Source organism: Limnobacter sp. SAORIC-580 (assembly GCF_013004065.1).
Lineage (GTDB): Bacteria > Pseudomonadota > Gammaproteobacteria > Burkholderiales > Burkholderiaceae_B > Limnobacter > Limnobacter profundi.
Genome location: NZ_CP053084.1, coordinates 2,795,130 through 2,807,252, shown reverse-complemented (window position 1 = coordinate 2,807,252; position 12,123 = coordinate 2,795,130). Strand labels below are relative to the sequence as shown.

The following is a 12,123-nucleotide window of genomic DNA, read 5'->3' as shown; positions in this document are numbered from 1 at the left end:
GCGGTGTAGCTTGTGAATGTTGCTGTAGATTTCAAGTATGACTTCAAACCCCCGATTTCACAAATCCGAAGCCGCTTACAAAGCCTTTTCGTGGGGGTAGTTTCGTTTAAACTCTTGCTTTGATTGTCGAATTCTCCATCGAAGGCTAACCATGAACCCGTTTGTTATCGCCCCCAGTATCCTTTCTGCCGACTTTGCCCGCTTGGGCGACGAGGTGAAAAATGTGATTGCAGCTGGCGCGGACTGGGTTCACTTCGACGTGATGGACAATCATTATGTACCCAACCTCACGATTGGCCCTTTGGTTTGCGAAGCCCTGCGCCCCCACACCACCGCAATGATTGATGTCCACCTCATGGTTCGCCCTGTGGATCGAATTATTCCCGACTTTGCAAAGGCTGGCGCAAACCTCATCAGTGTTCACCCCGAAGGCACAGATCACCTCGACCGCACTTTGGGCCTGATCCGTGATTCTGGCTGTCAGGCCGGTATTGTGCTGAACCCGGCCACCCCAATTTCTTGGGTGGATCACGTCATGGACAAGCTTGACCTTGTTTTGGTGATGTCAGTGAACCCCGGTTTTGGCGGTCAAAGTTTCATCCCTCAAGCTTTGGTCAAGCTGGCCGAATTGCGCAAGCGTATTGATGCCCATGTGGCCAAGGGTGGCCAGAATATTCGTCTTGAGGTCGATGGTGGCGTAAAGCCCGACAACATAGCGCAAATCGCGCGTGCAGGTGCTGACACCTTTGTTGCTGGCTCAGCCATTTTCGGCAAGCCCGACTACAAGGCCGTGATCGATCAAATGCGCGCCGAGCTCGCCACTACGAGATAAACAATCATGACCAAGCAAGCAGTATTGTTCGACCTGGATGGAACACTTTTACACACCGTGCCCGATCTGGCCGCCGCAGTGAACGCCATGTTGGTTGACTTGGGCAAAGCTGTTTTGCCTGAGGAAACAGTGGCCGTGTATGTGGGCAAGGGCGCGGAAAACCTGGTTAACCGAAGCCTGACTGGCAGCATGACTGAGAAAGCATCACCTGAACTGTATGCACAGGCCATGGCCAACTGGCAAAACCACTACACCCATATCAACGGCAATCACTCGGTGTTTTATCCCGGCGTGAAAGAAGGGCTGGAGTTGTTGAAAAATGGGGGTTACAAGCTGGCGGTGGTGACCAACAAGCCTGAGCGTTTCACAAAACCCCTGTTGGAGCGCACCGGCATTGCCCATTACTTCGAGGTTGTGGTGGGTGGCGACACCTGCCCGGTAAAAAAACCGGACCCCATGCCTGTAACCCATGCCTGCAAGCTGCTCGGCGTTGATCCTTCGCAAGCCTTGATGATCGGCGATTCCGTGAACGATGCGCTGGCTGCCAATGCTGCAGGCGTTGAGTGCTGGCTGTTGCCCTACGGTTACAACGAAGGGCGATCTGTTCATGAAACACAGTGCGATGGCATCGTGAACACAATCGAGGAAGCTGCACAACGCCTGCTGGGCGCACGGGTACCACAATGATTTCTCAAACTGAATTCGATGAATTTGCCGCGCAAGGTTACAACCGCATCCCACTGATTGCGCGCTGTTATGCCGACCTCGATACACCTTTGTCGGTGTACTTCAAACTGGCCAACAAGCCCAACACCTTCTTGCTTGAATCGGTGGTCGGTGGCGAACGCTCGGGCCGGTATTCCTTCGTGGGTTTGCCTTCCAGCATCACAATCAAGGTGATCGAGCATACGGTGTTGGTGCAACAGCAACATGCAAACGGCACACTGGAAACGCTCGAAACCTTCAACGGCGATCCGCTGCAATTCATCGAGCAATACCATGCCCGTTTCAAAGTGCCGCCGGTCAAGGGAAGCCCTCGTTTTTTTGGCGGGCTCGCCGGGTATTTCGGTTATGACACGGTGCGCTACATGGAGCCACGCCTGGAAGCCAGTCGCAAGGCGGATGACCTCGGAATTCCCGATATTTTGCTCATGTTCACCGATCGCATGGCGGTGGTGGACAACATTCAGGGCACCATTCAGCTCATCGTGTTTGTCGATCCGGCCAAGCCCAACGCCTATGAAAATGGCGTCGCTGAGGTCAAGCGGCTGATGGGTCAACTTCGTCAGCCCATCGCCATTCCTGCGTCTGGCAACAGCGAAAGCACGCCCATCGAACGCAGCATGGGCAAAGACTATTTCTTTGACATGGTCGCCAAAGCCAAGGAATACATTGCCGCTGGCGATGTGATGCAGGTGGTTCTGGGCCAAAGGCTCAGCAAGCGCTTCACGCAAGACGCGCTGATGTTGTACCGCGCCTTGCGCTCCTTGAATCCATCGCCGTATTTGTTCTACTACAACTTTGGCAGCTTTCAGGTGGTGGGTTCATCACCGGAAATTTTGGTGCGGCAAGATCAGGTCGAAGGCAAGTCTCCTTTGGTTACACTGCGCCCGATTGCCGGTACTCGCCCTCGCGGTAAAACACCACAAGAAGACGCTGCGCTGGCAGAAGAACTGTTGGCCGATCCCAAGGAAATTGCAGAGCACGTCATGTTGATTGATCTGGCCCGCAACGATGTGGGTCGCATTGCTCAGGTGGGTTCAGTGCAGGTCACTGAGAAAATGATCATTGAACGCTATTCACATGTCATGCATATCGTCAGCAATGTGCAGGGCGATTTGAAGCCGGGCATGGGCGCCATGAACGTACTGCGCGCTACGTTCCCAGCTGGCACGCTTTCCGGTGCACCCAAGGTTCGCGCCATGGAAATTATCGACGAACTCGAGCCCACCAAACGAGGCGTTTATGGTGGTGCTTGCGGTTATCTCAGCTTCACAGGCACCATGGATGTGGCAATTGCCATTCGTACTGGGGTGGTCAAGGATCAAACTCTCTATGTTCAGGCTGGAGCTGGCGTGGTCGCCGACTCGGTTGCCGAAAGTGAATGGCTTGAAACTGAAAACAAGGCACGTGCGGTCATGCGTGCCGCTGAGCTTGTACAAGCTGGGCTGGATGGAGAGCTGTCGTGATTGTTTCTACCCGCAAGGGGGCTTGGTAGTGCTTGTGTTAACATTTTAGTCAAACACGCACTTGTTCATCCCCCCTTTATTTGAAATGCAGGCCCGCCATGCTGTTGATGATCGACAACTACGACAGTTTTACCTTCAACCTAGTCCAGTACTTTGGCGAGTTGGGTCAACAGGTTCATGTTGTTCGGAACGACGCGATCACCGTCGATGAAGCGCTGGCTTTGAAACCCCGTGCCGTGTGCGTATCCCCAGGCCCTTGTTCGCCGGCGCAGGCTGGCGTGTCGATTGAAATTATTCAGCGCATGGCCGGTGTGGTGCCGCTTTTGGGCGTGTGTCTTGGGCATCAGGCCATTGGCGAGGCTTTTGGTGGCAAGGTTGTGCGTGCAAAAACCATCATGCACGGAAAAACATCACCGATTCATCATAGCAACGTAGGTGTTTTCGAGGGTTTGCCCAATCCACTCACATGCATTCGTTATCATTCACTTGCCATTGAGCGGGCAAGCCTGCCCGACTGTCTCGAAATCACGGCAGAAACGGCGGACGGTGAAATTATGGGTGTGCGACACAAAACACTGGATATTGAAGGGGTTCAGTTTCACCCCGAGTCTATTTTGAGTGATCGCGGTCATGACCTTCTGAAGAATTTTTTAAAGCGCGTCAAATCGCCTACGGCCGCCTGATTTCCCAAGCGCTTAATGAATCCAACTTTTTTAATTTCAAACGTCATGTCGCAACCCTTTAATTACTCCGCAACATTGAACCAGCTGCTTGCCGGGCAAGATTTGTCGCACGAACTCACACGTGCTGCATTTCAGCAATTGTTGAGTGGCGGTCTAAGCACAGCGCAAATCGCTGGCTTGCTGGTGGGTTTGCGGGTCAAAGGCGAAACAGCAGAGGAAGTGGCCGCGGCTGCGCAGGTGATGCGAGATCTGGTAACGCCGGTTGAATTGCCCGCTGGTGTCGAGGTTGTTGACTTGTGCGGCACCGGTGGCGATGGTGCACAAACATTCAACATTTCAACAGCCTGTATGTTTGTGCTGGCTGGTGCTGGTGCAAAAGTGGGCAAGCATGGTGGTCGCAGCGTGTCCTCGAATTCCGGCAGCGCCGATGTGCTTGAATTGCTGGGTGCCAACATCAATCTGAAACCAGAACAGGTCGCACAGTCGATCGATCAGGTCGGCATCGGGTTCATGTTTGCCCCAAATCATCACAGCGCCATGCGTTTTGCAGGTCCAGTCCGCAAAGAACTGGGTGTGCGCACTGTGTTCAATATTCTGGGTCCGCTTACCAATCCCGCCAATGCCAAGAGACAGGTCATGGGTGTGTACAGCGCCAATTTACTGGAATTGCAGGCTGAAGTGCTTCGGCGATTGGGTTCGGTTCAAGCGCTGATTGTTCATGGTGAAAACGGCATGGATGAATTGTGTATCGAATGCGACTCAAAAATTGCGGAGCTGCGTGATGGTGAAATCAGGCACTACAGTATCAAGCCCGAAGATTTCGGCCTTACTCGTGCATCACACAGCAGCTTGCATGCCGGTTCTGTTCAAGAGTCTCGCGACAAAATTTTCCATGCATTGAACGGCAAGGGCGGTGCCATTGGCGACATCGTGTTGCTCAACAGCGCAGCGGGCCTGTATACATCAGGAGTCGCCAGCAGCCTGAAAGAGGGCATCGACATCGCCCGCGCAACAGTGCTCAGTGGCGATGCAATCCGCAAATTGAATGAATTTGTCGATTTCACCAAATCGATTGAGCAATAAGGCAGCATCATGAGCGACATTCTTGACCAAATTCTCGCCACAAAGCGCCAAGAGATTGCGCAGGGCAAACAGGTGTTGTCTGAAGTGCAATGGTTGGCCAAAGCCGCGCGGCTGGCACCAACGCGGGGTTTCGCCAATGCCATGAAAACTGCAGTGGCCAAAGGTTTGCCAGCTGTCATTGCAGAGGTAAAACGTGCCAGCCCCAGCAAAGGCATATTGCGCGAACCTTTCGACCCCGTTGAAATTGCGAAAAGTTACGCTGAGCATGGTGCAACCTGCCTGTCAGTTCTCACCGATATTCAATACTTCAAAGGCGCGCCCCAGTACCTTGACATGGCCCGCGAAGCCAGCGGCTTACCCTGCATTCGCAAAGACTTCATCATCGACACCTATCAGGTGGTGCAAGCCCGGGGTTTGGGTGCTGACGCCATCTTGTTGATTGTTTCCGCCTTGCAGTTGCCTCAGCTGCAGGAACTCGAGCAGTGCGCCAATGAACTGGGTATGGATGTGCTGGTGGAAGTGCACGACGCACAAGAAATGGACATCGCTTTGCAGTTGAAAACACCTTTAATCGGCGTGAACAACCGCAATTTGCGAACCTTCGAAACCTCATTGCAAACCACGCTCGACCTAAAGGGCAGGGTGGGCCCTGAACATTTGTTGATTACCGAGAGTGGTATAGCCACCCGTGAAGATGTGGCATTGATGAGATCAAACGACGTCCATGCGTTCTTGGTAGGCGAGGCGTTCATGAGAGCACCCTCGCCAGGTCAGGCATTGGCCGATCTTTTTTATTAAAGCCATGGAGCAGGAACAGTATCGCCCTCAATCTGTTCCAGTTTCTGGATCGTCCATTCATTGGACGCCGGTTTGCCTGCCACCAACTTAAATTCCAGCAATCGCTCCGCTCGAAATGCAACTGCCCGCAGTTCAGCGCTTGGCTTGCTTGCTGCCAACAGCCGTTTGTAGTGCGTTTCGGTCAGTTTTTTTTCGCCCAAAGCCACCAGTAAATCGCCTGCTGAAATTCCGCTTGCATGCGCTGGGCTGCCGTTGATCACCTGTTTTACCAACATGCCTTCGGCTTTGAATTGGCCGTGTAAGCCGAGGTAAATCTGCTCATCATTTTGGGTTTGGTTGAGTGTAAAACCATAAGCCTTTAACGCATCGCCCACTGGCAGCTCTTCCGTGCTCTGTGTCCACTGCGAAATTTCCTGTCCAAGGTCAACTCCGGTGGCTTCAAGCACCAAACCTGGAAATTCGTTTTCCTGTAATCCCTCTCCGCTCAATCCCTTTCTTTGCCACATCAATCGCATCACGTCGTCCAGGTTTTTTTGTCCGCTGGTTCGCTGTCGAAGGGCGGAATCAATACACAAGGCCACCAGCGCGCCTTTGGTGTAATAACTCACAATGGCGTTGGGTGCGTTTTCGTCCTGCCGGTAGTATTTGGTCCAGGCATCGAAAGAACTGTCGGCCACGCTTTGGTTCAAGCGGCCAGGTCCCTTCATCACCTGCGCAATGTTTCTACCTACGCTTTTCAGGTAAGCCTCTTCACTCAATTTGCCGGCGCGTGCCAGCATCACATCGTCGTAATAGGAAGTGAAGCCTTCAAAAATCCAAAGTAGTCGAGTGTAGTTTTCCCGGGTCAAGTCGTAGGGAACAAATGCGGCTGGCTTCATCCGCTTCACGTTCCAGGAATGAAAGTACTCATGACTGCAAAGCCCCAGAAAGCCTTCGTACCCTTTGGGCGCTTTTTCAACGCCGCGTTGTGGCAACTCTCCCGCGTTAAAAAGCAGGGCGGTGCTGTTTCTGTGTTCCAGTCCACCATAGCCGTTGTCGGTCGCATGCAGCATAAACACATAGCGTTCAAATGGCGCTTGCCTGGTTTCTGGCTCGAACAGGGCAATTTGCGCTTCGCACACCGGTTTCATGTCATTGCAAATGCGCTGCAAGTCCAGGTCTGTATCGGCACCATACACGGCGAATACATGTTCAACGCCGAAGGCCGAGAAACTTTCAACCTGCAATTCACCCATTTCCACTGGGTGATCAATCAAGCTGTCAAAGTCGTTCGCCTTAAACCTGACTGAGCCTCCCGCCCGCAACACCGGGCAACCATGACGGTCTTTCAATGTGCCTGGCTGGCTGGGCAAACCACAGGCAATTAGCCAATCCCGCAAATACTCCCCAGGTCTTGAAATGGTTAATTCAACTGCTTCTTGTTCAAATCCCTTTGGGCACAAAAACAAGCTGGTCCCGTTGAAAAAACCATGAGTATCATCCAGGTGTGCACCGCGCACTGACAAATCCCAGGCGTACACTCGCCATTCGCACTGAATTAACAGTGATTGCGAAGCCGGCACAAGTTGCGAGGCATCCACGTGAACACGCCAAATGTCCTTTTTTTCCCGGCTGCAAGCAGTTTCAACCGATCCCACACTCGCTCGCACATACAGCACGTTTCGGGAAAATTCCCGAATCAGGTAGCTACCCGGAATCCAGGTGGGCAAGCTCAAATCAATCCAGCGCTTGTCCTCAGGGCCTTGCAGTTGTTGCGGTGCAATTTCGAATTGCAGCTGAACATCGAAATAGTGGCCTTTCGGGTCTGCCACCGTGATTTGGTAATGCAACATGTCAATTGTCTGTAGATTAAATTTTGATCAACACTCGGCCAGTGTTTGTTCCCGCCATAATTTCCGCGGCAGCCTCAATCGCGCCCTCCAATGAAAGGGTGCGGGTCAAATCATTCAGCTTGTTCAAATCGAGGTCTGAGGCCAGTCTGCGCCATGCATCTTCACGTACCGCAAGCGGCGCCATCACTGAATCAATCCCTTTCAAGGCGACTCCTCTCAAAATGAACGGCGCCACTGAAGAGGGCAAATCCATGCCTTGAGCCAACCCACAAGCGGTCACTGTGCCGCCGTATTTTGTTTGTGCACAAGCATTGGCCAAAGTGTGCGAACCCACACAGTCCACTACACCAGCCCAGCGCTCCCGTTGCAAGGGTTTCCCGGGTTCACTCAACAACTTGCGGTCCAATACCTCGCTGGCACCCAAGCCTTTCAAAAACTCGGTTTGCTCAGGTTTTCCACTGGTGGCAACAACGGTGTATCCAAGCTTGTTCAACAGCACAATCGCAATGCTGCCGACACCACCGGTCGCACCCGTCACCAAAATTTCACCGCTCTCCGGTTTCACGCCGCTTTTCTCCAGACCCAGCACACACAACATAGCCGTGTAGCCCGCAGTGCCAATTGCCATCGCCTGCGCCGCACTCAGGCCCTCGGGGCGTTTGATCAGCCAGTCACCTTTCAATTTGGCTTTTTCTGCCAAGCAGCCCCAATGCGTTTCACCCACACCGAACCCATTCAGAATCACTTCATCTCCAGGCTTGAACCCTGAGTGGGCGCTTTCCAGAACAGTACCCGCGCCGTCAATACCCGCCACCATGGGCCACTGGCGCACCACGGGCGACTTGTTGCAAATAGCCAGGCCGTCTTTGTAATTGAGAGTAGAGTGGGAAATTTGAACCAGCACATCGCCAGATCCAGGCAGCTGACTCTCGTCCAGCTCTTGAACACTGGCCTTGAATTCGCCTTGTTCGTTTTTCTGAAGAAATACAGCCTTGAACATACTTTTTCCATCCTTGCTTCTGATCAGTCTTGATTCAAGACTACACCATTAGGCAAAGCAGGCGGTCACCAGCAATCCAAGAATTGCACCCAAAGTCAGGTGGTTTCTCAAGCGCAGGTAAGCATCAAACGCTTTCATGGGTTTTAAAAAGCGCTGGTCCACCAGCCACACCAAAACCAGAATCAGTACAAGAATCCACAGGGTGAACTGGGGTGGTGAAAATGCGCCTGCCAGCCAGGCCAACAGCGAGGGCGTCACACCCCAGATAAAACTTCGAGTTTCAAATTCCGCTTGGTCCAACCCTGCAAGATAAGTGGCTTGGTCCTGGCTACTCAGCGAAATGGCCAATCCCCAATGCACAGCACCCAGAAACGAAACAATGCACAAGGCATAAATCAGGTTGTAGTTGGCCAGTTGGTCGGCAGTCTCCGTGCCGGTGTAAATCCCGGTCAGTACGGCCAAACCCAAAAAAGGAATCAAGCCTGCGTAACCAAGAACATTCATCCAGTGCGTTTTCAATGCCTGTGCCATTTGTCAATCCACCAAAATGCCGCCATGTATCGCCTCTTCTAGGCTACCTGCCATCAAGGTGGCTTCTCTGTAAAAGCGCGAAAAACTCTGTTGAAAGCGGGTCGGGTTTGGTAGGAGCTTGTCCTCTAGCGCCCATCGCACCGGTAAGCATCGCCCCATCATCAAGTAGCCTGAATTCAATGTTTCTCTTAATTCAAACTCGGCACCGGTTTTCATGAAGCCAGCCAGCATGCTTGTGCAGTGTCCAATGTCATCCGTGTTCACAACCCAGATCTGGTCGCAGCCCGTTTCCATGGCGTTCAACACAAAATCCCATCGCTGTTTATTCCACGGGTGCGCTTTGTGAAAAGCACAGTCAATCAGTCCCACGCGCAACTCCCCGTTTTGCGTCAAATCAAAACAAGCTTTCAGATCCCAAGGGTGAACCAAATTGATCTTCTTGAAGTTGCTCATCAGTGCGCTGCACGAGTCAACACCAGCCTGCTGGCGAAGATCCACCGTCTTGCGCTTTAGCGTGTCGCTCAATAGCTCAAGATCGAAGCGGTGGCTAGTCGGCTCAGCGACTCCAACGGGTGGCGCATTTCTCTCGCGCCCCACATCGCGTTTGCTCCTGGCGATCGATTCTAGGTCTTCATAGTCGGTGTCGATCGCAGTGTCACTACAATCCCATTTTTGCGCGTATTTCTTTACATTGTCCGCGTTGAACACGTAAGGCTTGTGGCTGAACGTGCCAGCCACCCACTGCCAGCTCAAATGGTTGGAAGCCAGGTCCCCATCCAGCAAATGGGTATACATCCAGTCAGCGCCCACTTTCCAGTGCACCTTGCGCATGTGTACTACGTACGAGGCAATCCACATCCGCACATGGTTGTGCAAATAGCCAGTCTCGTAAAGCAAGGCCACTCCGGCATCGATTGCTTCAACCCCGGTTCGGCCTTCCCGGATATCGTCCGGCAATTGTTGGTTATACCTGCCCGACCAAACGGGTCTGCGTACATCACTCAGAATCCCATTGCCTAATTCAGCATGCGCATGTTTGAAGAACTCTCGCCAAGCGAATTCAAAAATCAGCTTGTCCTCAAAACTCAGGCGATATTTCTCCATCAGCACTTGGGTGGCCTCCCGAACGCTCAAGTAACCATGGGTAATCCATGGCGACAGGCCGGTCACTGCTCCGTCCAGAAAATTTCGGGTGCGGCTATAAAGCGTCGGGTCTACCTTTGCCAATGCATCCAATGCGGCATGGCGGCTCGGTTCAAATTTGTTGGGTGTCTGGTACTGCATGGCTAGCCCTTCTGTCAATCGGATGGGGTTTACTTCACAAGAGGGCGGATATTTCGGAATCCCCCATCGATATTCAATACGGCGCCGGTCATCCTGCTAGAGCCCTCGCTCAGCAGCCAATGCATCGCTTGTGCAACTTCAGCTGGGGTGTTGACGCCCTGCAGTGGGTATTGCTTGGCACTTGCTGCCCGCATCATGTCACTTTTCAGGAACGCCGAAGCAATGGGTGAGTCGGTCAAACCCGGTGCAACCACATTAATCCGAATATTGTCAGCCGCATGTGTGGCTGCTGCCGATTTGGCCAAGCCCTCTACGCCAGCCTTCGCTGCTGCAATCGCCTCGTGATTGGGAACACCAATCCCGGTTGCGCAAGTCGACACAAGCACCGCGGAGCCACCCTGGCCTTGTGCCTTCGCCTGTTTCAAAAATGCCCTCAAGCCATACATGACCGAAAGCAGATTAACCTGCATCACGCTGTCAAGTTGAGCGTCGCTGGTTTTGACAAGCGGGGCCACCAAGATGGAGCCCACGCAATGTGCATAGCCATCAATCTGTCGGCCTTCAGCAACCACAGCCTGAAATGCCGCATCTACTGAACTGGAGTCACAAGCCTGAACTTCTACTATATGTACGCCCGACGTGCTGCCGTACAAGGCCTCAAGTACCGCAGTGTTTCGTCCCGCAGCAATCACCTCCTGGCCCGAATTCACGCACAACTGAATCAATTCCTGGGCGATTGCACTGTTGGCGCCCATTACAAATATGCACTTTGTCATTCTTTACTGCCTGTTTTGTCCAAAGTGCCCCTATTTTGTCCTAGACAGAAAATAAAGTCACGTCTTCCTTCAAAACTCTTTTCAGTCGTCAATTCCTCGAATTTGAACGGTTAGACTTTCTCCATCCCTATTAATTAATGAGCAGGAGACTGAACATGACCTATGAAACCATCCTTGTAGAAACCCTCGGCAAAGTGGGCTTGGTGCGCTTGAACCGCCCCCAAGTGCTGAATGCGCTGAACGACCAGTTGATGACGGAGTTGGGCCAGGCTTTGATGGACTTCGATTCCGATGACAACATCGGTGCCATGGTCATCACTGGCAACGACAAGGCCTTTGCAGCTGGGGCCGACATTGGAGCCATGGCCACATTTACTTACATGGATGTCTATAAAAGCGAATACATCACTCGCAACTGGGAAACCATCCGCAATATTCGCAAACCAGTGATTGCCGCTGTCCGTGGTTTCGCTTTGGGCGGTGGCTGCGAGTTGGCAATGATGACCGATTTCATTATTTGTGCCGACACCGCTAAATTTGGTCAGCCTGAAATCAAGCTCGGCATTATTCCAGGCGCTGGCGGCACTCAGCGTTTGCCCCGCGCTATCAGCAAAGCCAAAGCCATGGACCTCTGTTTGACTGGGCGCCTCATGGATGCCGCAGAAGCCGAGCGTGCAGGCCTGGTTTCCCGTGTTGTCCCCGCTGACAAGTGCCTGGACGAGGCCATTGAGGCGGCCACGGTGATTGCCGCCTATTCAAATCCCTCCGTAATGATGGCCAAGGAAAGCATCAATCGGGCATTTGAAGGGTCTTTGTCCGAAGGAATGCTTTTTGAGCGCCGCATGTTCCACAGTTTGTTTGCTACTGAAGATCAAAAAGAGGGCATGGCGGCCTTCGTTGAGAAGCGGAAGCCCGACTTCAAGAACAAATAAGACCGAATTTTCCAAATTAATTTGAATTAGATTGAAATTAAATGGGTTCAAAGCTCTTTTTAAAGGGCTTGGGTGTCAAAAAAATGAAATATTTTCAGGGCTCCTTCTGGAGCCTGTTTTTTGTGCAACTCTGAAAAAAATCCTTGTGCTTCAGAGGCTTGTTTTCGTCGTCTTGTGGGGTGG

The 12,123-nt window shown here is 52.6% G+C and carries 12 protein-coding genes; 7 read left to right on the top strand and 5 right to left on the bottom strand.

Going from position 1 to position 12,123, the window contains the following annotated elements; all coding sequences use genetic code 11:
* Positions 1 to 151 precede the first annotated feature (151 nt).
* The 6 genes from rpe to trpC all read left to right on the top strand — a co-directional run bounded on the left by rpe (position 152) and on the right by trpC (position 5,585).
* Positions 152 to 832 (top strand): ribulose-phosphate 3-epimerase, encoded by a 681-nt coding sequence (gene rpe, locus HKT17_RS13115; protein WP_171100638.1) that lies wholly within the window; start codon positions 152 to 154, stop codon positions 830 to 832.
* 6 nt (positions 833 to 838) lie between these two features.
* Positions 839 to 1,519 (top strand): phosphoglycolate phosphatase, encoded by a 681-nt coding sequence (locus HKT17_RS13110; RefSeq protein WP_171100636.1) that lies wholly within the window; start codon positions 839 to 841, stop codon positions 1,517 to 1,519.
* On the top strand, positions 1,519 to 3,021 hold the full coding sequence (gene trpE, locus HKT17_RS13105) for an anthranilate synthase component I (protein ID WP_171101538.1): 1,503 nt from the start codon (positions 1,519 to 1,521) through the stop codon (positions 3,019 to 3,021). Before HKT17_RS13110 ends, trpE begins: the two co-directional genes overlap by 1 nt.
* A 98-nt stretch (positions 3,022 to 3,119) precedes the next feature.
* On the top strand, positions 3,120 to 3,704 hold the full coding sequence (locus tag HKT17_RS13100; protein ID WP_171100633.1) for an aminodeoxychorismate/anthranilate synthase component II: 585 nt from the start codon (positions 3,120 to 3,122) through the stop codon (positions 3,702 to 3,704).
* Positions 3,705 to 3,749: 45 nt separating this feature from the next.
* Positions 3,750 to 4,787: an anthranilate phosphoribosyltransferase gene (gene trpD / locus HKT17_RS13095; RefSeq protein WP_171100632.1), complete on the top strand. Its 1,038-nt coding sequence runs from the start codon at positions 3,750 to 3,752 to the stop codon at positions 4,785 to 4,787.
* Between the two features lie 9 nt (positions 4,788 to 4,796).
* Entirely contained in the window at positions 4,797 to 5,585 is a 789-nt protein-coding gene (gene trpC, locus HKT17_RS13090; protein WP_105027301.1) for an indole-3-glycerol phosphate synthase TrpC, read from the top strand.
* Here trpC and HKT17_RS13085 read toward each other — a convergent pair.
* The 5 genes from HKT17_RS13085 to HKT17_RS13065 are packed head-to-tail and all read right to left on the bottom strand — an operon-like array spanning position 5,582 to position 11,008.
* Positions 5,582 to 7,417 carry a M61 family metallopeptidase gene (locus tag HKT17_RS13085; protein WP_171100630.1) on the bottom strand — a complete coding sequence of 612 codons (1,836 nt, stop codon included), beginning with the start codon at positions 7,415 to 7,417 and terminating at the stop codon, positions 5,582 to 5,584. The genes trpC and HKT17_RS13085 overlap by 4 nt on opposite strands.
* A gap of 16 nt (positions 7,418 to 7,433) precedes the next feature.
* On the bottom strand, positions 7,434 to 8,417 hold the full coding sequence (acuI, locus tag HKT17_RS13080) for an acrylyl-CoA reductase (NADPH) (protein WP_171100628.1): 984 nt from the start codon (positions 8,415 to 8,417) through the stop codon (positions 7,434 to 7,436).
* Between the two features lie 48 nt (positions 8,418 to 8,465).
* Positions 8,466 to 8,948: a DUF3429 domain-containing protein gene (locus HKT17_RS13075; protein WP_171100626.1), complete on the bottom strand. Its 483-nt coding sequence runs from the start codon at positions 8,946 to 8,948 to the stop codon at positions 8,466 to 8,468.
* 3 nt (positions 8,949 to 8,951) lie between these two features.
* On the bottom strand, positions 8,952 to 10,232 hold the full coding sequence (locus HKT17_RS13070; RefSeq protein ID WP_171100624.1) for an FAD-binding domain-containing protein: 1,281 nt from the start codon (positions 10,230 to 10,232) through the stop codon (positions 8,952 to 8,954).
* Between the two features lie 29 nt (positions 10,233 to 10,261).
* The gene (locus HKT17_RS13065; RefSeq protein WP_171100622.1) at positions 10,262 to 11,008 is read right to left on the bottom strand and encodes an SDR family NAD(P)-dependent oxidoreductase; all 747 of its coding nucleotides are present in this window, start codon (positions 11,006 to 11,008) and stop codon (positions 10,262 to 10,264) included.
* A gap of 155 nt (positions 11,009 to 11,163) precedes the next feature.
* Here HKT17_RS13065 and HKT17_RS13060 point away from each other — a divergent pair, with 155 nt between their 5' ends.
* Entirely contained in the window at positions 11,164 to 11,940 is a 777-nt protein-coding gene (locus HKT17_RS13060) for an enoyl-CoA hydratase (RefSeq protein ID WP_171100619.1), read from the top strand.
* The last annotated feature ends 183 nt before the right edge of the window (positions 11,941 to 12,123 follow it).